Annotated in this window: 18 protein-coding genes; 7 read left to right on the forward strand and 11 right to left on the reverse strand. The window is 69.1% G+C overall.

What is annotated here, in order from left to right; all coding sequences use genetic code 11:
• The first annotated feature begins 332 nt into the window (after nt 1–332).
• The 3 genes from P3T39_RS30325 to P3T39_RS30335 all read left to right on the forward strand — a co-directional run bounded on the left by P3T39_RS30325 (nt 333) and on the right by P3T39_RS30335 (nt 2,607).
• The gene (locus P3T39_RS30325; protein WP_280702412.1) at nt 333–1,127 is read left to right on the forward strand and encodes a hypothetical protein; all 795 of its coding nucleotides are present in this window, start codon (nt 333–335) and stop codon (nt 1,125–1,127) included.
• The gene (locus P3T39_RS30330) at nt 1,124–1,864 is read left to right on the forward strand and encodes a DUF4166 domain-containing protein (protein ID WP_348534406.1); all 741 of its coding nucleotides are present in this window, start codon (nt 1,124–1,126) and stop codon (nt 1,862–1,864) included. Before P3T39_RS30325 ends, P3T39_RS30330 begins: the two co-directional genes overlap by 4 nt.
• A 116-nt stretch (nt 1,865–1,980) precedes the next feature.
• Complete coding sequence (locus tag P3T39_RS30335; RefSeq protein WP_280702413.1) at nt 1,981–2,607, forward strand: TetR/AcrR family transcriptional regulator; 627 nt, start codon at nt 1,981–1,983, stop codon at nt 2,605–2,607.
• A gap of 204 nt (nt 2,608–2,811) precedes the next feature.
• On the opposite strand, the gene P3T39_RS30340 is transcribed toward P3T39_RS30335, so the two are convergent.
• From P3T39_RS30340 to P3T39_RS30375, 8 genes are all read right to left on the reverse strand, one after another.
• Nucleotides 2,812–4,356: a CoA-acylating methylmalonate-semialdehyde dehydrogenase gene (locus P3T39_RS30340; RefSeq protein WP_280702414.1), complete on the reverse strand. Its 1,545-nt coding sequence runs from the start codon at nt 4,354–4,356 to the stop codon at nt 2,812–2,814.
• Nucleotides 4,357–4,517: 161 nt separating this feature from the next.
• Complete coding sequence (locus tag P3T39_RS30345; protein WP_280702415.1) at nt 4,518–4,982, reverse strand: hypothetical protein; 465 nt, start codon at nt 4,980–4,982, stop codon at nt 4,518–4,520.
• 187 nt (nt 4,983–5,169) lie between these two features.
• A complete protein-coding gene (locus tag P3T39_RS30350) occupies nt 5,170–6,564 on the reverse strand; it encodes an FAD-dependent oxidoreductase (protein WP_280702416.1) in 1,395 nt (464 codons plus the stop codon).
• 76 nt (nt 6,565–6,640) lie between these two features.
• Nucleotides 6,641–7,444 carry an ABC transporter permease gene (locus P3T39_RS30355; RefSeq protein WP_280702417.1) on the reverse strand — a complete coding sequence of 268 codons (804 nt, stop codon included), beginning with the start codon at nt 7,442–7,444 and terminating at the stop codon, nt 6,641–6,643.
• The gene (locus P3T39_RS30360) at nt 7,444–8,367 is read right to left on the reverse strand and encodes an ABC transporter permease (protein ID WP_280702418.1); all 924 of its coding nucleotides are present in this window, start codon (nt 8,365–8,367) and stop codon (nt 7,444–7,446) included. Before P3T39_RS30360 ends, P3T39_RS30355 begins: the two co-directional genes overlap by 1 nt.
• Nucleotides 8,364–9,509 carry an ABC transporter ATP-binding protein gene (locus P3T39_RS30365; protein WP_280702419.1) on the reverse strand — a complete coding sequence of 382 codons (1,146 nt, stop codon included), beginning with the start codon at nt 9,507–9,509 and terminating at the stop codon, nt 8,364–8,366. The genes P3T39_RS30360 and P3T39_RS30365 overlap by 4 nt, the downstream gene beginning before the upstream one ends.
• Nucleotides 9,510–9,573: 64 nt before the next feature.
• On the reverse strand, nt 9,574–10,824 hold the full coding sequence (locus tag P3T39_RS30370; RefSeq protein WP_280702420.1) for a spermidine/putrescine ABC transporter substrate-binding protein: 1,251 nt from the start codon (nt 10,822–10,824) through the stop codon (nt 9,574–9,576).
• A 79-nt stretch (nt 10,825–10,903) separates the two neighbouring features.
• Nucleotides 10,904–12,421: a gamma-aminobutyraldehyde dehydrogenase gene (locus P3T39_RS30375; protein WP_280702421.1), complete on the reverse strand. Its 1,518-nt coding sequence runs from the start codon at nt 12,419–12,421 to the stop codon at nt 10,904–10,906.
• Nucleotides 12,422–12,745: 324 nt separating this feature from the next.
• Between P3T39_RS30375 and P3T39_RS30380 the strand changes: the two genes are divergently transcribed.
• Nucleotides 12,746–14,443: a PucR family transcriptional regulator gene (locus P3T39_RS30380; protein ID WP_280702422.1), complete on the forward strand. Its 1,698-nt coding sequence runs from the start codon at nt 12,746–12,748 to the stop codon at nt 14,441–14,443.
• A gap of 7 nt (nt 14,444–14,450) precedes the next feature.
• Here P3T39_RS30380 and P3T39_RS30385 read toward each other — a convergent pair whose 3' ends face one another.
• The 3 genes from P3T39_RS30385 to P3T39_RS30395 form a co-directional block, all read right to left on the reverse strand.
• Entirely contained in the window at nt 14,451–15,617 is a 1,167-nt protein-coding gene (locus P3T39_RS30385; protein WP_280702423.1) for a spermidine/putrescine ABC transporter substrate-binding protein, read from the reverse strand.
• 96 nt (nt 15,618–15,713) lie between these two features.
• Nucleotides 15,714–17,072 (reverse strand): aspartate aminotransferase family protein, encoded by a 1,359-nt coding sequence (locus P3T39_RS30390; protein WP_280702424.1) that lies wholly within the window; start codon nt 17,070–17,072, stop codon nt 15,714–15,716.
• A gap of 235 nt (nt 17,073–17,307) precedes the next feature.
• On the reverse strand, nt 17,308–18,753 hold the full coding sequence (locus P3T39_RS30395; protein WP_280702425.1) for a gamma-aminobutyraldehyde dehydrogenase: 1,446 nt from the start codon (nt 18,751–18,753) through the stop codon (nt 17,308–17,310).
• Nucleotides 18,754–19,018: 265 nt separating this feature from the next.
• Here P3T39_RS30395 and P3T39_RS30400 point away from each other — a divergent pair, with 265 nt between their 5' ends.
• The 3 genes from P3T39_RS30400 to P3T39_RS30410 all read left to right on the forward strand — a co-directional run bounded on the left by P3T39_RS30400 (nt 19,019) and on the right by P3T39_RS30410 (nt 21,824).
• On the forward strand, nt 19,019–19,492 hold the full coding sequence (locus P3T39_RS30400; RefSeq protein ID WP_045301249.1) for an Lrp/AsnC family transcriptional regulator: 474 nt from the start codon (nt 19,019–19,021) through the stop codon (nt 19,490–19,492).
• A complete protein-coding gene (locus tag P3T39_RS30405) occupies nt 19,489–20,880 on the forward strand; it encodes an aspartate aminotransferase family protein (protein ID WP_280702426.1) in 1,392 nt (463 codons plus the stop codon). The genes P3T39_RS30400 and P3T39_RS30405 overlap by 4 nt, the downstream gene beginning before the upstream one ends.
• A gap of 215 nt (nt 20,881–21,095) precedes the next feature.
• Nucleotides 21,096–21,824 (forward strand): ATP-binding cassette domain-containing protein, encoded by a 729-nt coding sequence (locus P3T39_RS30410; RefSeq protein ID WP_280702427.1) that lies wholly within the window; start codon nt 21,096–21,098, stop codon nt 21,822–21,824.
• Nucleotides 21,825–21,836 lie beyond the last annotated feature (12 nt).

Here is a 21,836-nt window from a genome sequence, read left to right on the forward strand (position 1 = left end):
CGCTTCACAAAGCGAATCCGGCCACAATCCAGAAAAACACACAACAATTCGCACCGAGATGCGACGAGGCGCAACTCAGCACGGAGAGAAGAAATAGTGTTTCAGAGGATTGGCCACCCCGGGACCGTCCGCGCCGATGCGTGTCCGGTGCTCCCTGCCGAGCGACTAGAGAACACTACCCCTCCTCACACCTCGATGCAAACCGCCGGACCACCAGGTGCGACTCGCTGCGATCCGCCGCGATCCGTCAGTCTTGAGCGACTGCTCAGATCTCTGCCATCATGTCCGCCACCGAGATTGAGCAGTCGCTCAAATCATCAGGGGGGACAGTCATGCCCGGTTCCACCGGACGGCGGGCCAGACCCATCTACGTCGAGATCCAGATCGGTGCAGCGATCGACGTGGTGTGGGAGCTGACCCAGCGTCCGCAGCACCATCAACGCTGGGACGCGCGCTTCTCGCGGATCACCTACGCCGAGGCCTCTGCGCCACCACCAGCCGCAACGCCGTCGCCACCGCCAACCCGCTTCCGGTACACGCTCGGAGCGCGGCACGGCCCGGCACTGACCGGCACTGGGGTGACAACCGCCGAACGCTGCCGGCCCGACGGGACTCGGATCAGTGCATTGCGCTTCTCCTCCGACACGCGGCTCTCACCCCTGCAGGACGGCGCAGGCTACTGGCGCTACCTGTCCGTGCCCTCGCTCGCGGCCTCCACACCCGAGACCGTGCGGTTCGTCACCGGGTACGACTACCGGTCCTGGCCAGGCCGTCTCGGTGACTTGCTCGATCGGCGGCTGGTCCGGCCGATCGTCGGCTGGCTCACCGCCTGGTCGTTCGACCGGCTCCGACTCTGGGCCGAACGCGGGATCACACCGGAGCAGTCCCGGTTGAACGCCTTCTCCGAAGTCCTCGCCCGGTTGGTCCTCGCAGCGGCCGGTGCGCTGATCACCGCGCAGGCGTACGGAACAGCTTCAGGGGTGGCCGTCGGACTGACGGTGCTCGGACTCTCGACGCTCGTCCCGCCCTCGGCGGTCACTCCCGCTGCCCGGCGGTGCATCAGACATCCGCGTGATCGCCACACAGCCCGCGCGCCCAAGGCGCTCAGCACATTGGAGAGGCCATGACGACCGCACCCACACCCACACCCACACCGAAGCGGAGCACCGACGAGGCCCGCGCCACCGGGTCGATCTTCCAGCGGGCCCTCGGGGCCGACTTCGACCGCCTGCACCCGGAGATGCAGCGCCGGTTCGGTTTCTCCAGCCGGGACCGGATCGCCTGCATCGGGACGGGGCGCATGGAGCGGATCTGGCACGGATCCCGCCTGGTCACCCCCTTCCTACGGCTCGGCAGCCGCTTCAACATCCTCTTTCCCGAGCGAGGGCGCGACATCCCGTTCTCGATCGCCAACTACGCCTACCGGGACAGCTTCGGCCGCGAGACGGTGACCTTCGTTCGTACCTTCCAGTTCACGCGCCCGCGCCGCTTCGACGCGACGATGATCGCTTCGGACTGCCGGCCCGGCACCGTCATCGACTATTTGGGGACACATCAGCATCTCGCGGTCGATCTGGCTTTCCGGGTGAGTCCGTTGGGCGGTCTGGTGATCACCTCAGGGGACCAACGGGTCTCCGCGTTGCCGGGTTCGCCACGCTGCCCCGACGCCTTGACCGGTCGGGCCACCGTCCACGAGTGGTTCGACGACGGGCTCGGTCGGTTCCGGATCGACGTACGCGTCAGCAATCCGGTCGTCGGGCCGGTGATCGGCTATCGAGGGTCGTTCACCACCGACTATCTACCGGTCGACTCGGCGGGCATACCGATCCACGTCCGTCCCGTCCGGGAGTCCGCGCGTACCTGAGAGCCGGCGTCCTGAACGGGGAGTGAGTGTCCACAGGGCCGTCGCACCGTCCACGGTCCGGCCGCTGCGGACGGGCCGATACGCTGCACCGCATGGGCGACACACGGGAGAGGCTGATGGAAGCTGCCATCAGCGCGCTCAAGAGACAGGGCATCTCGGGTGTCTCGGCGCGGACGATCGCTGCGGAGATCGGGGCCAACCAAGCGCTGGTCTTCTACCACTTCAAGACCGTCGAAGGCCTGCTAGCCGCGGCGGCCATCCGGGAGACCGGGCTGCGGCTGGAGCGGTTCCGGTCGCGCCTCGACGGCGCGACTTCGCTGCGAGACCTGCTGCGGCTCGGGCGAGCACTCCACGAGGAGGAGCGGGCGCTGGGGAATGTGGCGCTGCTCGGGCAGTTCCTCGCCGGGGCGACCAGCTATCCGAAGTTGGCAGAGGTCACGGCCGATGCCCTGCGTATGTGGACCGACGAGATCCAGCGGGTACTGGAGCGGCTCTTCCTCGGGCATCCGCTGGCGGACCATCTCGATCTGCCCGGTCTGGCGCGGGCCGTGTCCGCCGCCTTCATCGGGTTGGAGCTCTACGACGGGGTCGATCCCGAAGGAGCTGCCGGGGCGTTCGCGGCGCTGGACCAGCTGGGCGCGCTCGTCGAGGTGGTCGACGGGCTCGGCCCGGTGGTGTCGAAGGCCGTTCAGCTCAAGCTGCGGCGCAGCGTCGGCGGACGGGCCCCGAATCGCGGCGACTGATCCGGCCGTCAGCCCAACAGGAGCGGCAAGGAGCAGCAGAGAACGGCAGAGGGCTGCCCGGACCGTCCCACACAGTCGGCGTGTGGTGCGGAGCTGGCAGCCCTCAACCGTCGGTCAGAGAGCCAGAGACCCAGAGAGCCAGAGACTCGGCAACTCAGGAGGTCCGGGCGTCGGATCGTCAGGACCCCAGGAGGTCGCCCCCGATCAGGAGTTGGTCGGGAAGCCCAGGTTGATACCGCCGTGCGACGGGTCGAGCCAGCGCTGGGTCACCGCCTTGCCGCGGGTGAAGAACTGGACGCCGTCGGGGCCGTAGGCGTGGGCGTCGCCGAAGAGAGACGCCTTCCAGCCGCCGAACGAGTAGTAGGCGACCGGCACCGGGATCGGCACGTTGATGCCGACCATGCCGACCTCGACCTCGTGCTGGAAGCGCCGGGCGGCGCCGCCGTCGTTGGTGAAGATCGCGGTGCCGTTGCCGTACGGGTTGGCGTTGATGAGCGCCAGACCTTCCTCGTAGGAGGAGACCCGGACGACCGACAGCACCGGCCCGAAGATCTCGTCGTTGTAGACGGACATACCGGGCTTGACGTGGTCGAAGAGAGTGGGGCCGAGCCAGAAGCCGTCGGCGGTGGGGGTGCCGGAGGCGTCCTCGGCGGCGATCAGGTGCTTACGGCCGTCGACGGCCAGCTCGGCGCCGTCGGCGAGACCGGACTCGACGTACGAGGTGACCTTGTCGCGGTGCTGGCCGGTGACCAGCGGTCCCATCTCGGAGTCGCCGTTGCAGCCGGGGCCGACCTTGAGGGTGGCCATCCGCTGCTTGATCTTCTCGACCAGCTCGTCGCCGACCGGGTCGACCGCGACCAGGACCGAGACGGCCATGCAGCGCTCGCCCGCGGCGCCGAAGCCGGCGTTGATGGCGGCGTCCGCGCTGAGGTCGAGGTCGGCGTCCGGGAGCACCAGCATGTGGTTCTTGGCGCCGCCGAGCGCCTGCACGCGCTTGCCGTAACGGGTGCCGGTCTCGTAGACGTACCGGGCGATCGGGGTGGAGCCGACAAAGCTGACGGCCTTGATGTCGGGGTGCTCCAGCAGGCGGTCGACGGCGGTCTTGTCGCCGTGGACGACGTTGAAGACACCGTCGGGCAGGCCGGCCTCCTTCCACAGCCGGGCGATGAAGTCGGCGGCGGACGGATCCTTCTCCGAGGGCTTCACGACGACCGTGTTGCCGGCCGCGATGGCGATCGGGAAGAACCACATCGGCACCATGGCCGGGAAGTTGAACGGCGAGATGATCGCGACCGGGCCGAGCGGCTGGCGGATCGAGTAGACGTCCACACCGGTCGACGCCTGCTCGGTGAATCCGCCCTTGGACAGCTGCGGGATGCCGCAGGCGTACTCGACGACCTCCTGGCCCCGGGCCAGCTCGCCGAGCGCGTCCGAGTGCACCTTGCCGTGCTCGGAGACGATGATCGAGGCGAGCTCGTCCTTGCGGGCGTTGAAGAGCTCTCGGAAGGCGAAGAGCACCTGGGTGCGCTTGGCGACCGAGGCGTTGCGCCACTCGGCGAAGGCCGATGCGGCAGCCGCGACGGCCTGGTCGACCTCGGCGATCTCCGCGAAGTCCACCTGTCCGGTCACCTGTCCGGTGGCCGGGTCGAAGATGTCGCCCCGGCGGGGCGCGGAGCCCGAGGTGGCGACGGGGGCACCGTCGATCCAGTGGGTGACGTGCTTGGTCCTGTTGAGCTTGCTCAAGGTCATCCTCCGAAGTCCCGTACGGCTCGCCTGCCGCCGGTCCCTTTACGGCGCCGCCCGACTCGGGCCGGGCGACGGGGATCACGGGGCTACCGCTCTCGACTCCAGTCTGCGGACCCGCAGGGCCCGCCTCAACGAACAGCATGACGGGGATCCTGGATTCAGCCTTACAGGTCGTCGGAAGGTCTTGGCGTTGACGGCCACTGCTCCGTTCGGTACAGCTCGGCGGCGGCCTCGTGCAGGGCGAGTTCGAATACGACCGGGTCGGTCAGGGCCCCCGAGCCGTCGGGCGGGACGAGCCATCGGACGCCGCTGCTGCCCCGCCGGGCGGGGTGCGGGAGGACGACCCAGGTCCCGGCTCCGGCGCCGCGCAGTCCGGTGCCGACCCAGCGCCCGGCCGTGCCGACGGGGACCAGGAATCCCAGGTGCTCGTCGCCGAAGTCTGCGTAGACCGGACCGGGTCGGGCCAGGCGGATCAGGACGGCGAGGGCGTGGTGCCCGAGCCGACCGGGCGCCAGCAGGACGTCCCACCGCTGCCCGGCGGGCAGGAGCAGCAGGCCGGATCCGAGGTGGGCCGAGCCCTGGGCGGCGGCCAGCCAGTCCAGTGCACCTGTCCGGGGAGTGCTCGCCATGGCGTGTCCTTCCTGGTCGGACGGTCACCAGGAAGAGGCCGCCCCGCCGGGGTTCTTACACGGTTCGCCACCGGAGTACGCATACGGACAGGGGGCGCATCCACGAACGGGATACGCCCCCACCGAGATCAAGCGGATCAAGCCGAGACCGTCGATCCGGACCGGACAGTCGGTTGAGCCCAGACGGTCAGCTGTCGAATCCGAGGCCGAGACGGTCGAGCGTGCGCAGCCACAGGTTGCGGTGCCCGCCGTTGTGGTCGGAGCGGTCCAGCGACCACTTGGTCATCTCGATACCGGCCCAGCGCACCGGCTCGGGCGGGAACGGCAGCGGCTTGCTGCGGACCATCTCCAGCGCCGTGCGTTCCGTCGTTTCGCCCGCCAGCAGGTCGAGCATCACCTCCGCGCCGAACCTGGTCGCGCCGACGCCGAGGCCGGTGAAGCCGGCCGCGTAGGCGACACGTCCCTTGTAGGCGGTGTCGAAGAAGGCGGAGAAGCGGCTGCAGGTGTCGATCGCGCCGCCCCAGGCGTGGGTGAAGCGGACGCCGTCCAGCTGCGGGAAGGTCTGGAAGAACTGCCGCGCCAGGGTGCGGAAGGTCTCCGGCCGCTGGTCGTACTCGGCCCGGACCTGGCTGCCGTAGTGGTAGACGGTGTCGTAACCGCCCCAGAGGATGCGGTTGTCGGCGGACAGCCGGAAGTAGTGGAACTTGTTGGCGCTGTCGCTGAGGCCCTGCCGGTTGCCCCAGCCGATGGCGGTCAGTTGCTCGTCGGTGAGCGGCTCGGTCATCAGGGCGTAGTCGTAGACCGGGACGATGAACGGCCGCACCCGCTTCACCAGGGACGGGAAGACGTTGGTGCCGAGGGCGACGCGGCGGGCGAAGACCCGGCCGTACGGGGTGCGGACGGCCGTACCGCTGCCGTACTCGGCCAGGTCCAGCGCCTTGGTGCGCTCGAAGATGCGGACGCCCTGGGCCAGGCAGGCGTCCTTGAGGCCCCAGGCCAGCTTGGCCGGGTGGAGCATGGCCACGCCGTCCTTGTCCCACAGGCCGCCGAGGAAGGTGGGTGAGTCGACCTCGGCGCGCAGGGCGTCGGTGTCGAGCACCGTCACGTCGAGACCGTACTGGGCGACGGCCTCCGCGACCTCGTGCAGCTCCTCCAGCTGGTGGGGCTGGGTGGCGATGTCGATCTCGCCGGTGCGCTCCCACTCGGCGTCGATGGCGTAGCGCTTGAGGGTGTCCTCGATGGCGCTGAGGTTGGCCGCGCCCTGGCGCTCCAGCTCGGCGAGTTCGCCGGGCCAGCGCGCCAGGCCGTTGCCGAAACCGTGGGTCAGACTGGCAGCACAGAATCCACCGTTGCGCCCGGAGGCCGCCCACCCCACCTCGTGGCCCTCGACCAGGACGACGTCCAGTGAGGGGTCGCGCTCCTTGGCGATGAGTGCGGTCCACAGGCCGGAGTAGCCGCCGCCGACCACGAGCAGGTCGCACCTGGTGTCGCCGACCAGCGCGGGCAGAGCCTGCGGCCGACCGGGATCCTCCAGCCAGAAGGGGGTGGGCTGAGCATCACTGAGCGCACGGGCAGAGTCCATGCTGTATCAGCTACTTTCTGGTGATCGTAGGTGATCGAAAGGTCATCAGTAGTGATGGAAGAAATATGACATTCGGTCAGGCCTGTGCCTTCCTGCGGTTGCCGATCCACTGACCGGCGACCGTCAGTGCCACGGCAGCGATGAACATCGCGGTACCGATCACATTGACCTGCACCGGAATTCCGCGCTGGGAGGCACCCCAGACGAACATCGGGAAGGTGACCGTGGTCGGTCCCGAGTTGAACTGGGTGATGATGAAGTCGTCGAAGGAGAGCGCGAAGCTGAGCAGCGCACCGGCCGCGATACCGGGAGCGGCGAGCGGCAGGGTGACCCTCAGGAAGGTCTGGGCCGGGGTGGCGTAGAGGTCCTGGGCGGCCTGTTCCAGGCGCGGGTCCATGGACATCACACGTGCCTTGACAGCGGTGACCACGAAGCTGAGGCAGAACATGATGTGCGCGATCAGGATGGTCAGAAAGCCGAACTGGATCCGCATGTTGAGGAAGAGCGTGCCCAGCGAGGCGGCCATCACCACCTCCGGCATGGCCATCGGCAGGAAGATCAGCGCGGTGGTCGCGGCCCGGCCGCGGAAGCGGTAGCGGGCCAGCGCGAAGGCGACCATGGTGCCGAGCACGGTGGCGCCGATGGTGGCCAGCAGGGCGATCTGCAGGCTCAGCGAGAGCGAGCCGCACATGTCGGCGACGCCGCAGGGGCTGGTCCAGGCGTCGGTGGAGAACTGCGACCACTCGTAGTTGAACTTGCCGACGGGCTTGTTGAACGAGAAGGCGAAGACCACCAGGTTGGGCAGGACCAGGTAGGCGAGGGCGAGGATGCCGGCCAGCACCGCCAGATGCTCGCGGATCCACTTGAAAACCCTGGACATCAGACCAGTTCCTCCGTCCCGGCCTTGCGCATGTAGACCGTCACCATGCCCAGGATCAGGGCCATCAGAATGAAGCTCAACGCGGCGGCCGTGGGGTAGTCGAGCACGTTCAGGAACTGCTTCTGGATACCGTTGCCGACCATCTGCTCGCTCGGCGAACCGAGCAGCTGCGCGTTGATGTAGTCACCGGAGGCCGGGATGAAGGTGAGCAGCGTGCCCGCGACCACGCCCGGCAGCGAGATCGGGAAGGTCACCTTGCGGAAGGTGGTGAACGGCCGCGCGTACAGGTCTCCCGCCGCCTCGTGCAGCCGGGGGTCGATCCGCTCCAGCGAGGTGTAGAGCGGCAAAATCATGAACGGCAGGAAGTTGTACGTCAGTCCGCAGACCACGGCGAGCGGGGTGGCGAGCACCCGGTGGCCCGAGGTCAGGCCGATGGCGTCGGTGATGCCCAGCACATGCAGGGTGTTGAGCGCGCTCACCACCGGGCCGCCGTCCGAGAGGATCGTCTTCCAGGCCAGGGTGCGGATCAGGAAGCTGGTGAAGAACGGCGCGATCACCAGGATCAGGATGACGTTGCGCCAGCGCCGGTTCGCCTTGAACGCGATGGTGTAGGCCAGCGGGTAGCCGACGGCGAGGCAGAGCGCGGTGGCGATGGCCGCGTAGCTGAACGAGCGGACGAAGTGCCACTTGTACTCGGCCAGGGCGTCCCAGTAGGTGGCGAAGTGCCAGGTGAGCCTGAAGCCCTGCTCCAGCGAGCCGGTCTGCAGCGAGGTGGAGCCCTGGTAGACCATCGGCACGGCGAAGAAGACGACCAGCCAGGCGATGCCGGGAAGCAGCAGCCAGTAGGCGGTCAGCTTCCGCCGGGGCTTGGTGGGAGGCAGCGGTATGACCTCGGGCGGTGCGGCCTCGGTGGTGGTGGTCACGCCGCTTCCTCCCCGGTGCCGGCGTCGATCGCCTGGGAGGCGTCGAGGCCGAAGGAGTGGGCCGGGTTCCAGTGCAGGACGACGGGGGCGCCGGGGGTGATCCGGGTGTCGCGCTCCATGTTCTGCTCGAAGACGGCGATCTCCCCTCCGCCCTCGGAGCGGACCACGTACTGGGTGGAGACGCCGATGAAGCTGGAGTCGACGACGGTGCCGCTCAGCTTGTTGCGGCCCTCGGCGACGGTCTCGGAGGCGTGCGCGATGGTGATCTTCTCCGGACGGACGCCCAGGTGGATCCGGGTGGCCTCGGTGGCGCAGCGGGCCCTGGGGACGCTGAGCCGCACCCCGGAGGCGCTGAGCAGCAGGTCCTCGCCGCTGCGGCCGGTGACCTCGGCGGGGATCAGGTTGGACTGGCCGAGGAAGTTGGCCACGAAGGTGGTGGCCGGGTTCTCGTAGAGGTCGGCGGGGGCGCCGAGCTGCTCGACCCTGCCGCCGTTCATCACCGCGATGGTGTCGGCCATGGTCATGGCCTCCTCCTGGTCGTGGGTGACGTGGACGAAGGTGATGCCGACCTCGGTCTGGATGCGCTTGAGCTCCAGCTGCATCTGGCGGCGCAGCTTGAGGTCGAGGGCGCCGAGCGGCTCGTCGAGCAGCAGCACCTGGGGGTGGTTGATCAGCGCGCGGGCGACCGCGACGCGCTGCTGCTGGCCGCCGGAGAGCTGGTGCGGCTTGCGGCGGGCGAGCGGGCCGAGCTCGACCAGGTCGAGCATCTCCTCGACCTGCTTCTTGACGTCCTTCCTGCCACGCCGGCGCAGCCCGAAGGCGACGTTCTCGAAGATGTCGAGGTGCGGGAAGAGGGCGTAGCTCTGGAAGACGGTGTTCACCGGGCGCTTGTAGGGCGGAAGCGCGGTGACGTCCTGGCCGCCGATCAGGACGGTGCCACAGCTGGGCTCCTCCAGGCCGGCGATCATCCGCAGGGTAGTGGTCTTGCCGCAGCCGGAGGCACCGAGCAGGGCGAAGAAGGAGCCCTGGGGCACCGTCAGGTCCAGTGGGTGGACGGCGGTGAAGTCGCCGTAGGTCTTGCCGATGCCGGTGAGGCGGACGTCTCCGCCGGCCGTCGCCGCGTCGCGCAGCTGCTCAGTCATGGTGTCTCTCTGTCAGGTGCCGTACTACAGATGCAGGGGCCGATGTGGGTCGGCGCCGATCGACTCAGGCGCCGATCAACTTGGAGAACTTGCCCTCGAAGTCCGTCTCCTCGGCCTCGGTGAGAGTACGGAAGACGTGGACCTTGGCGGCCATCTCCGGGGTGGGGACGACCAGCGGGTTTTCGGCGACGTCGGGGGCGAGCCTGGCGAGCTCGTCCTTGATGCCGGCGACCGGGGACACGTAGTTGATGCCCGCCGTGAGTTCGGCTGCGATCTTCTGCTGATAGTAGAAGTTGATCAGCAGTTCGGCGTTCTTCTTGTGCTGGGCCCTGGCCGGGATCAGCAGGTTGTCGGTCGAGGCGACGTAGCCCTGGTCGGGGATGACGTACTCGATGTCGGGGTTGTCGGCCCTGAGCTGGATCAGGTCCCCGCCCCAGGCCAGGCAGGCGGCGATGTCGCCCGAGGACAGCTCCTGGCCGTAGTCGTTGCCGGTGAACTTGCGGATCTGCTTGTCGTCCACGCCCTTCTGCAGGCGGGCGATCGCGGCGTCGTAGTCGGCGGTGGTGAGCTTCGCCGGGTCCTTGCCCTGGTCCAGCAGCACCATCCCGACGGTGTCCCGCATCTCCGAGAGGAAGGTGACCCGGCCCTTCAGCTCGGGGTCGTCGAGGAGTTGGCTGACGCTGGTGACGGGCTTCCCCCTGGTGGCCTTCCGGTTGTACGCGACCACCACCTGGATGCCCGCCCACGGGTAGGAGTACCGGTTGCCGGGGTCCCAGTCAGGGACGCGGAAACGATTCTCCAGATTCAGGATCGCGTTGGTGACGTTCGCCGGGTCGAGCCGCTGGACCCAGCCGAGCCGGATCAGGCGCCCGGCCATCCAGTCGGTGAGCACCATCAGGTCCCGGCCGGTGTCCTGACCGGCCGCCAGCTGCGGCTTGATCTTGCCGAAGAATTCGACGTTGTCGTTGACGTCCTCGTTGTACCTGACCTTGACGCCGGTGGCCGCGGTGAACCCGTCGAGGGTGGGGTGGCGGTCCTTGTTCTTCTCGTCGACGTCGATGTACAGCGGCCAGTTGGAGAAGTCGACCACCTTCTCCGAGTCGGAGAGGTCCTTGACGGAGCTGTCGGACACCTCGCCCGCACTGCTCTTCGCGGGCGGGATGCCGCAGGCGGCGAGCGAACCCGCACCGGCCATCAGGACCGTGGCCCGCAGCAGCATCCGGCGGGTCAGCGCGGCCCGGCCGCTGGTCAGACTGCGTTCCCACGCCTTGCGGACGGGCTCGGGCAACCCGTCGACGATCTCGTTGAACTCCATGCGGGGGACGACCTCCTGGGGGAAGAGGTGGGGAGCCGGCCGGGCGATCTCGACTCGCGGGGCCGGCTCCCGGCGGGGGCTATCTGTCTCCGAAGATCGTGCGGTGCCAGTCCTTGCGGGCCACCGCCGTGGTGTCGTACATGACGTGCTTGACCTGCGTGAACTCGTCCAGCGAGTACTGGGACATGTCCTTGCCGTAGCCGGAGGACTTGTAGCCGCCGTGCGGCATCTCGCTGATGATCGGAATGTGGTCGTTGACCCAGACGCAGCCGGCCGCGATCTCCCGGGTGGCGCGCAGCGAGCGGTGGACGTCCCTGGTCCACGCCGAGGCGGCCAGACCGTACGGGGTGTCGTTGGCCAGCCGCAGCCCCTCCTCGTCGCTGTCGAAGGGGAGGGCGACCAGCACCGGGCCGAAGATCTCGCCCTGGACCACCTCGCTGTCCTGGGCGACATCGGTGATCAGGGTGGGGAGGTAGTACGCGCCGAGCGAGAGGTCGGTGCCGTCGTGGCCCTTGACCGGCGCCTGCCCGCCCGCCACCACGGTGGCGCCGTAGGAGCGGGAACGCTCGACGAATCCGGCCACCCGGTCCCGGTGGGCGTACGAGACCAGCGGGCCGAGGTCGGTCTGCGGGTTCAGCGGGTCGCCGAGGCGGACCGCCGCGAACAGCTCGGCGACGCCCGCCACAAAGGCGTCGTACAGCGGGCGCTGGACGTAGGCGCGGGTGGCGGCGGTGCAGTCCTGGCCGCTGTTGATCAGGGAGGCGGCGACCGCGCCGTGCACGGCGGCCTGAAGATCGGCGTCGTCGAAGACCACGAACGGGGCCTTGCCGCCGAGCTCCAGATGGGTGCGCTTGACGGTGGCGGTGGCCAGCTCGGCGACCCGCTTGCCGACAGGGGTGGAGCCGGTGAAGGAGACCATCGCGACGTCGGGGTGGGAGATCAGATGCTCACCGGCACTGCGGCCGGCGCCGGTCACCACGTTGACCACACCGTCGGGAACACCCGCCTCGGTGCAGGCCCGAGCGAACATCAGCGAGGTCAGCGGGGTCAGCTCGGCGGGCTTGAGCACGACGGTGTTGCCCGCCGCGATCGCCGGGAGGATCTTCCAGGCCGCCATCTGCAGCGGATAGTTCCACGGGGAGATGGACCCGACCACGCCGATCGCCTCGCGGCGTACGTACGAGGTGTGGTCGCCGGAGTACTCCCCCGCCGCCTTGCCCTCCAGGTTGCGGGCGGCCCCGGCGAAGAAGGAGGTGTTGTCGATGGTGCCGGGGACGTCGAACTCGGTGGAGAGCTTGATCGGCTTACCGGTCTGGGCGGTCTCCACCCGGGCGAAGTCCTCGGCCCGGTCGGCCAGGATGCCCGCCAGTTCCAGCAGTACCTCCGAACGGGCCCCCGGCGTGGCGCGGGACCACTCAGGAAGTGCGGCCTTCGCGGCGGCGACCGCCGCGTCCACGTCGTCGGTGGAGGCGAGCGTGACCTGCTGGACGACGCTGCCGTCGGCCGGGTTTACGACCTGGAAGGGCTCGGTGCCCGTGCCTGCGGTCAGCCGACCCGCGATGTACTGCGCGCCCGCACTGAGACTGGTCAGGTCCATCAGATTCCTCCATGTGCCCGGTGGTTCGACGGCCGCGCGACGAGGTGACTGCCTGGTCACCGCCGGGCGGCCCGGGGAAAGCCGAGTCGGCCGACCGCCGGGTTTGCGCGATCCTGGCAGGCTCGGGCTGCTTCCACAAGGGATTCCGCTGTTGCCTTCTCGTTACGCCACGGATTCCGACGGTGATCTCCGGCTCTCTCCATTTGCCGACCCGCTGACCTTGCCTGCTGCGGCATCCGGGTGACAAGGGTCACTCCGACAGGCCGGCCGAGAAGCGCCTTACAAGGTGCAAGGCTGCGAAGTGGGCAACAGAGCGTCTGGGCGATGGATGATTTCCCTGACACTCTGATCGCCTGGAGGCCCGCGATGCTCCCCACCGTCGCCCGCGTACTCGACCTGGACGTGATGCGACGCGGCCTTCCCGAGGTGGTGGCCGGCGCCGCCCAGCTGGAGCGCCCGGTGCGATGGGTGCACGTCAGCGAGCTGCCCGACGTCGCCGGAATGCTCCAGGGCGGCGAACTGGTGCTGACCACCGGGATCGCCCTGCCCGAGGACCGTGAAGGGCTGGCCAGGTACGTCCGGGAACTGGACGAGGTCGGGGTCGCCGGGCTGGTGATCGAGTTCGGCCGACGCTACTTCGACACCCTGCCGCGTGCCCTGGTCCACGCCGCCGAGCAGCGCGGTCTGCCACTCGTCGCGCTCCGCCGCGAGCTGCGTTTCGTCGCCGTCACCGAAGCCGTGCACGCCCTGGTGGTCAACGCCCAGCTGGAGCAGCTGCGCACCTCGGAGGCTGTCCACCAGGTCTTCAACGAGCTGGCCGTGGAGGGCGCCGAACCGGTCGAGGTGGTCCGCCAGGTCGCCCAGCTTGCCGGGCGTCCCGTGGTGCTGGAGAACCTGGCGCACCAGGTGCTCACCCACGATCCGGCCGGGCGTCCGGAGAGCGAGCTGCTGGAGGGCTGGGAGCGCCGCTCGCGCGGGGTCCGCCCGCCCGGCCGGACCGGCTACGACCCGCGCAGCGGCTGGCTGGTCACCGCGGTCGGCGCACGCGGCCAGGACTGGGGCCGGCTCGTCCTGGTGACGGAGCCGGGTCCGCTGCCCGTCGGCACCCCGCACCCGCACGCCATGCTGCTGGAACGCGGCGCCGCCACCCTGGCGCTCAACCGGCTGGTGGTCCGCGACCGGGAGAGCCTGGAGCGACAGACCCACCGCACCCTGATCTCCGGCATCCTGACGCACTCGCTGACCGTCTCCGAGGTCGCACTGCGCGCCCAGGCCCTGGGTGTGCCGCTGGAGAGCCGCCGCCTGGTCGGGGCGGTGCTGCGGCAGCGCAGCGGGCCGATCCCGGCCGCCCTGGAGGCCCAGGCCAGACTGCGCGACTTCACCGAACTGGCCGCCACCGCGATCCGGACCTGCCGCCTCTCCGCCCTGGTCGGCGCTCTGGACGACGAGGGCGTGGGCCTGCTGATCGCACTCGGTTCACAGCAGGACGAGCACTCCGCGCTGGAGTCCTTCGCCGCCGCCCTGCGCAAGCTGGTGACCGATGGTTCGCGGGACGCCTCGGCGCCCGCCCCCGAGCCGGTGATAGCGGTCGGCTCCTCGGTGGGCTCGGTCAGGGACGCCCGGCGCACCCTGCTGGAGGCCGCCCAGGTCGCCGACGCCGCCCTGCACGACGCCCCCGGCGGCCGGACCGCCTCCTACTACCGGCTCCCGGACGTCCGGCTGCGTGGCCTGCTCCACCTGCTGCGCGACGACGCGCGCTTGCAGACGTACGTCGAACGCGAGCTGGGTCCGCTGCTGGCCTACGACGCGGAGCACGGCGGGCAGCTGGTGCAGATGCTGCGGATCTACCTGGACCAGGGCCGCAACAAGTCGGCGGCGGCCGACGCCGCGCACCTGTCCCGGCCGTCCTTCTACGACCGGCTGCACAAGGTCGAGCGGATCCTCGGCGTGGACCTGGACCAGGTGGAGTCCTGCCTCTCCCTGCACGTCGCCCTGCTCGCCCTCGACGCCGTGCGGCGCTGACGCCCCGTCAGACTCCTGCCACCTTGCCCCAGATCTGATGGAACCCGGGACGCTCCTCGGCCGTGACGTCCCGCATGGTGTGCAGCTTGGCGCGTATCTCGTCGGTGGGGAAGATCAGCGGCTCGTCGGCGAGAGCGGCCGTCACCGGGTCCTCGTTCTTGGCCAGCACCTCGCGGGCGGCCGGGACCGGGCAGATGTACTGCACGAAGGCGGCCAGCTTGGCCGCCACCTCGGGCCGGTAGTAGTAGTCGATCAGCAGCTCGGCGTTCTGCTTGTGCTCGGCCTTGTTCGGGATCATCAGACTCTCGGCCCAGAGTTCGGCGCCCTCCTCGGGCACCACGAACTCGATGTCCGGGTTGTCGGCCTTCAGCTGGATCGCGTCACCGGAGTACGCCTGGCAGGCGATCGCCGCACCGGAGGCCAGGTCACTGGTGTAGTCGTTGCCGGTGAAGCGGCGGATCTGCTTGCGGTCCACCATCTTCTGCACCTGGTCCATGGCCTTGTGCGCGTCGTCGGCAGTGAACTCGGCGATGTCGGCGCCCTGCGCCAGCATCAGCAGGCCAAGCGCCTCGTCCATCCCGGCGAACAGGGTGACCCTGCCCTTGAGGTCGGGCGCCCAGAGGTCGGCGGTGGACTTGATCTCCCGCCCGAGCGCCTTGCGGTTGTAGGCGATCCCGGTGATCCCGGACTGCCAGGGCACGCTGTTCCTGCGCCCGGGGTCGAAGGCGGGGCTGGCGAGCTGCGGGTCCAGGTACTTGGTGACGTTCGGCATCCGGTCCCGGTCCATCGACTGCACCCAGCCGAGCTTCACATAGCGCCCGGCCATCCAGTCGCTGATCACCATCAGATCCCGGCCCGGACTGCCGCCCTGGGCGAGCACCGGGCTGATCTTGCCGAAGAACTCGTCGTTGTCGTTGATGTCCTCGGTGTAGGTGACCTCGATACCGGTCTGCTTGGTGAACTCCTCCAGGGTGGGCCGGTGCTCGGCCTTGTCGACGTCGATGTACTGCGGCCAGTTGGAGAAGGTCAGGGACTTGTCCCGCTCCGAGTGGTCGGGCGCCGAGCGCCGCTCCTCCGGCACGTACGCGGCGGGGATGCCGCAGCCCGACAGCGCGGCCGCGCCGAGCAGACCGGTGGCGCCGAGCAGGGCGCGGCGGGACGTGGTTGAGCGCATGGTCGAACTCCTGGACAGAGAACGTGGGGAAAGGGACGTGGGCAGGGGACGGCCCCGGGCCATGGGGGTGCCCGGGGCCGAGTCGGTGGCGAGGCGTCAGACGGTGTGCGCGTCCGTCAGCGTGAGCGCCTCGTCGAGGATCGCCAGACCGGTCTTGGCCTCCTCCTCGGTGACGGTGCAGGGCGGAACCACGTGGAAGCGGTTCATGTTGACGAAGGGCCAGAGACCCTCCCGCTTGCAGGCGGCGGCCAGCTCGGCCATCGGCGCGTTGTCGGCACCGGCGGCGTTGTACGGCACCAGCGGCTCGCGGGTCTCACGGTTCTTCACCAGGTCGAGCGCCCAGAAGACGCCGAGGCCGCGCACCTCGCCGATCGACGGGTGACGCTCGGCCAGCTCGCGCAGACCGGGGCCGAGCACATTCTCACCGATCCGCTTGGCGTTCTCGACAATGCCCTCCTCGGCCATCGCATTGATGGTGGCGACGGCGGAGGCGCAGGCCAGCGGATGGCCGGAGTAGGTGAGGCCGCCGGGGAAGGGCCGTTCGGCGAAGGTGGCCGCGATCTCGGCGGAGATCGCCACGCCGCCCAGCGGGACGTAACCGGAGTTGACGCCCTTGGCGAAGGTCATCAGATCGGGGACGACACCCCAGTGGTCGGCGGCGAACCACTCGCCGGTCCGGCCGAAGCCCGCCATCACCTCGTCCAGGATGAAGACGATCCCGTACCGGTCACAGATCTCCCGCACCCCGGCCAGGTACCCGGCCGGCGGGACGAGGATGCCGGCGGTGCCGACCACGGTCTCCAGGATGATCGCGGCCACCGTCCCCGGGCCCTCGAACGCCACCACCTGCTCCAGGTGCGCCAGCGCGCGCTCGCACTCCTGCGCCTCGTTCTCGGCGTGGAAGTTGGAGCGGTACGGGTACGGGCCCCAGAAGTGCACGATGCCCGAGACGCCGGTCTCGTTCGCCCAGCGGCGGGGGTCGCCGGTCAGCGCGATCGCGTTGGCGGTGGCGCCGTGGTACGAGCGGTAGGTCGAGAGCACCTTGTGACGGCCGGTGTGCAGGCGGGCCAGCCGGATGGCGTTCTCGACGGCCTCGGCACCACCGTTGGTGAAGAAGATCTTGTCGAGGTCGCCCGGGGTCCGCTCGGCGATCAGCCGGGCCGCCTCGCTGCGCGACTCCACCGCGAAGCCGGGGGCGATGGTGCAGAGCTTCGCCGCCTGCTCCTGGATCGCCGCAACCACCTTCGGGTGCTGGTGCCCGATGTTGGTGTTCACCAGCTGCGAGGAGAAGTCGAGGTAGCGGTTTCCGTCGTAGTCCCAGAAGTACGAGCCCTCGGCACCGGCCACCGCAAGGGGGTCGATCAGTGCCTGGGCGGACCACGAGTGGAAGACGTGCGCGCGGTCAGCGGCCTTGACGGCCTGCCCGGCGGCCGAGTCAGCGGTGGGGATGCTCATGCCGCTAGCGTAGGGAATCACCCCTGTGACATGCAGTTGCATCTTGTCAGGCGGTCCTCGCCACACCCGACAGCCTGACAGGCCCGAGGGCAACCGCACAGGTGCGGCATGCCGGCAGGTACGGGCATGCCAGGGGCGCGGGGAACTGTGCGACCAGCCCTATGGAAGGTGCATGGTCCTCGCGCAGTTCCCCGCGCCCCTGAAGAGCTCCGCTGGATCGCGGTCGTACTGCGCGCTAGATCGCGGTCATGACGTGCTTCACCCGGGTGTAGTCCTCGAAGCCGTACGAGGAGAGGTCCTTGCCGTAGCCGGACTTCTTGAAGCCACCGTGCGGCATCTCGGCGACCAGCGGGATGTGGGTGTTGATCCAGACGCAGCCGAAGTCGAGGCGGCGGGACATCCGCATGGCGCGGGCGTGGTCCTTGGTCCAGACCGAGGAGGCCAGCGCGAACTCGACGCCGTTGGCGTAGTCGACGGCCTGCTCCTCGTCGGAGAACTTCTGCACGGTGATGACCGGGCCGAAGACCTCGTTCTGGATGATCTCGTCGTCCTGCTTCAGGCCGGAGACCACGGTCGGGGCGTAGAAGTAGCCGACCTCGCCGACCCGGTGGCCACCGGCCTCGACCTTGGCGTGGGCGGGCAGGCGCTCGATGAAGCCGGAGACCTGCTTCAGCTGGTTGGCGTTGTTCAGCGGGCCGTACAGGACGTCCTCGTCGTCGATACCACCGGTCTTGGTGTCGGCCGCTGCCTTTGCGAGGGCCTCGACGAAGGCGTCGTGGATCGACTCGTGCACCAGTACCCGGGTCGCGGCGGTGCAGTCCTGGCCGGCGTTGAAGAAGCCCGCGACCGAGATGCCCTCGACGGCCTCGGCGATGTCGGCGTCCTCGAAGACCACGACCGGGGCCTTGCCGCCCAGCTCCAGGTGGACGCGCTTGACGTCCTTGGAGGCGGACTCGGCGACCTGGATGCCGGCCCGGACGGAGCCGGTGATGGAGGCCATCGCCGGGGTCCTGTGCTCGACCATCAGACGGCCGCTCTCACGGTCGCCGCAGATCACGTTGAAGACACCCGCCGGAAGCTCCAGCTCCTTGAGGATGTCGCCGATGATCCCGGCCAGCAGCACGGTGGAGGCCGGGGTGGTGTCCGACGGCTTGAGGACCACGGTGTTGCCCGCGGCGATGGCCGGGGCGAACTTCCAGACGGCCATCATCATCGGGTAGTTCCACGGCGCGACCTGGGCGCAGACGCCGACCGGCTCACGGCGGATGATCGAGGTCATCCCGTCCATGTACTCACCGGCGGCCTTGCCCTCGAGCAGGCGGGCGGCGCCGGCGAAGAAGCGGATCTGGTCCACCATCGGGCCGATCTCCTCGGAGAGGGTCAGCCCGCGCGGCTTGCCGGTGTTGCGACACTCGGCGTCCACGATCTCCTCGGCGCGTGCCTCGACCGCGTCGGCGATCTTCAGCAGAAGCTTCTGCCGGGTGCTCGGGGTGGCGTCGCGCCAGATCGGGAAGGCCGCGGCCGCGGAGGCCATCGCCGCGTCCACGTCCGCCGCACCGGACAGCGGCGACGTCGCGTACACCGCACCGGTGGTCGGGTCGATCACGTCCAGCGTGCGGCCGTCAGCCGCATCGACGAACTCGCCGTTGATGTAGTTGCGCAGCGTACGAAGCTCGCTCACGGGTCTCTCCTCGGTCTGGGCCTGCTGCGTTGCAGAATCCGGCGCCAGGGTACCTCCGGCGCCGAGTGGCCGGGGCCTGTGAGCCGCGTTCCACTTGTGGGTGTGCACGCCTACGCGTGTACTCGGCCAGGGTACCCCTGGCACTGCGGTAATCGACAGACCCTGAGCCGGCAGGCAACGTAATCCGTATCCAATTTTCAAAACAGCGACGAAATCAGCAGCTCACGGGCTTGCGTGACGGAAACGGATCAGGCACAGTGGCGACGTGGCCAACCGCGACCGGAACGCCAGCGTTCCCCTTGATGCCGCCTCCAAGGCGATCATCGAGCAGCTCCAGGAGGACGGGCGCCGCCCGTACGCCGCCATCGGCAAGGCCGTCGGCCTGTCCGAGGCGGCCGTGCGCCAGCGGGTCCAGAAGCTGCTCGACCAAGGCGTGATGCAGATCGTCGCCGTGACCGACCCGCTCACCGTCGGGTTCACCCGTCAGGCGATGGTCGGGATCACGGTCGAGGGTGACGTCGAGCCCGTCGCCGACGCGCTGGCCGCCCTCGACGAGGTCGACTACGTGGTCTGCACCGCAGGCTCGTTCGACCTGCTGGCCGAGCTGGTCTGCGAGGACGACGAGCACCTGCTCGAAATGATCAACAAGCGCATCCGCGCGCTTCCCGGCGTGCGGAGCACCGAGAGCTTCGTTTATCTGAAGCTCCGGAAACAGACCTACACCTGGGGCACCCGATGACAGCCGACCCGGCGCAGAAGGACCTTTCCAAGACCGCCTACGACCACCTGTGGATGCACTTCACCCGCATGTCGTCGTACGAGAACTCGCCCGTCCCCACCATCGTTCGCGGTGAGGGCACCTACGTCTGGGACGACAAGGGCAAGAAGTACCTGGACGGCCTGGCCGGCCTGTTCGTCGTCCAGGCCGGTCACGGCCGCGAGGAGCTGGCCGAGGCCGCCGCCAAGCAGGCCAAGGAACTGGCCTTCTTCCCGGTGTGGAGCTACGCCCACCCGAAGGCCGTCGAGCTGGCCGAGCGTCTGGCCAACTACGCTCCCGGCGACCTCAACAAGGTCTTCTTCTCCACCGGTGGCGGCGAGGCCGTCGAGACCGCCTGGAAGCTGGCCAAGCAGTACTTCAAGCTGACCGGCAAGCCGACCAAGTACAAGGTCATCTCGCGCGCCGTCGCCTACCACGGCACCCCGCAGGGCGCGCTGTCGATCACCGGCCTGCCGGGCCTGAAGGCCCCGTTCGAGCCGCTGGTGCCGGGCACCCACAAGGCCCCGAACACCAACATCTACCGCGCCCCCGCGTTCCTGGAGCGCGATGGCGTGGTCGACCCCGAGGCATACGGCCGCTGGTGCGCCGACGAGATCGAGGTCGCGATCCTCAACGAGGGCGCCGACACCGTCGCCGCGGTCTTCGTCGAGCCGGTGCAGAACGCCGGTGGCTGTTTCCCACCGCCGCCCGGGTACTTCCAGCGCCTGCGCGAGATCTGCGACCGCCACGACGTGCTGCTGGTCTCGGACGAGGTCATCTGCGCCTTCGGCCGCCTGGGCACCATGTTCGGCGCCGACAAGTTCGGCTACCAGCCCGACATGATCACCTGCGCCAAGGGCATGACCTCGGGTTACTCCCCGATCGGCGCCACGATCATCTCGGACCGCCTGGCCGAGCCGTTCTACAAGGGTGACAACACCTTCCTGCACGGCTACACCTTCGGTGGTCACCCGGTGTCGTCCGCCGTCGCGCTGGCCAACCTCGACATCTTCGAGCGCGAGGGCCTGAACCAGCACGTGCTGGACAACGAGTCGAAGTTCCTGGGCACCCTGAACAAGCTGCGCGATCTGCCGATCGTCGGCGACGTCCGCGGCAACGGGTACTTCTACGGCATCGAGCTCGTGAAGGACAAGGTCACCAAGGAGTCGTTCAACGACGACGAGATCGAGCGCGTGCTCTACGGCTTCCTGTCGAAGGCACTCTTCGACAACGGCCTGTACTGCCGCGCCGACGACCGTGGCGACCCGGTCATCCAGCTGGCCCCGCCGCTGATCTCCGACCAGTCGACCTTCGACGAGATCGAGCAGATCCTGCGGAGCACGCTGGTCGACGCCTGGGCCAAGATCTGACGGACCGGTCTTTCGGCCCACCCTCCGCCGAAGGGCGGTCCCGCTACTCCGCGGGGCCGCCCTTCGGCGCTTCTGCATCGACCGAATCCCAGAACTGGTGCGCCTGATTCGTACATGTTTGCCCATGAAAGGGCCAGTGTGCCGCAACCTCAGCGCGACCTTGTCGTTCTAATCTGACGACTGTCATATCCCCGTCGGCATCAGGATGGATCTCCATGTCAGCGGCCCCGCCCGACAACGACGTGCTCTGGGCCCGAGGGATCGTCAAGTCCCACCAGGGCACCCCAGCCCTGCGCGGCATCTCCGTCGGCGTCCGGGACGGCGAAGTACTCGCCATCACCGGGCCCCGCGGCTCCGGCAAGAGCACCCTGCTCGGCTGCCTCTCCGCCCTGCTCCCGGTCGACGAGGGTGAGGTCTGGTTCAACAGCGCCCCGGTACACACCCTCACCCGCACCGGACGGGAACGGCTGCGCCGCGACCGCTTCGGCTTCGTGGGCTCCGAACCCCACCTGGTACCGGAGCTGACGGCCCGGGAGAACGTAGCCCTGCCCCTGCTGCTCGCCGGAGCGGGCCACAAGGCCGCCTACGCCTCCGCCGCCGAGTGGCTGGAGCGCCTGGACGTCGCGGACTGCACCGCCCGCCGCCCCGGCGAACTGATCCAGAGTCAGCGCCAGCGGATCGCCGTCGCCCGCGCCCTGGCCCCGCTGCCTCCGGTCGTCTTCGCCGACGATCCGACCGCCCCGCTGCACCGGGACGCCCAGGACCAGGTCCTGCGGATACTGATCACCGCTGCCCGCTCGCACCAGCTCACCCTGGTGCTCGCCACCCACAACCCGGAGCTGGCCCGCTTCGCGGACCGTACCGTCGCCCTGACCGACGGCAGGCTGTCCAGCCCGGTCGCCCCCGTACCGCGCGGCACCTCCCCCGTCTCCGCCGGGCGCTGAAAGGGACCTCTA

The organism is Kitasatospora sp. GP82, from assembly GCF_029892105.1.
Taxonomy (GTDB): Bacteria; Actinomycetota; Actinomycetes; order Streptomycetales; family Streptomycetaceae; genus Kitasatospora.